1 pseudogene is annotated in these 282 nt (G+C 68.1%); it reads left to right on the plus strand.

The features are described 5' to 3' along the window. Positions 1-282: pseudogene (locus tag ACQG3P_RS19460) on the plus strand (RNA-binding transcriptional accessory protein); the annotation flags it as partial.

The raw sequence follows: 282 nt of genomic DNA on the forward strand, positions 1-282 counted from the left end.
CTCGGTGCTCCCGGAAGCGTACGCGGTGGTGGAGGGGATCGTGGCCGCCACCGCGCGCCCGATCAAGGCGCTGATCGGTGATGGCAGCTTCCTGCGCGGTCTGAAGGCCGAACAGTTCACCGACGACACCTTCGGCGTGCCGACCGTGCGCGACATCCTCAAGGACCTGGAGAAGCCCGGCCGCGACCCGCGCCCGGAGTTCAAGGCCGCGCGTTTCGCCGAAGGGGTGGAAGAGCTCAAGGACCTCAAGCCGGGCATGGTCCTGGAAGGCGTGGTCAGCAA

The organism is Stenotrophomonas sp. SrG, from assembly GCF_050031795.1.
GTDB lineage: Bacteria > Pseudomonadota > Gammaproteobacteria > Xanthomonadales > Xanthomonadaceae > Stenotrophomonas > Stenotrophomonas rhizophila_A.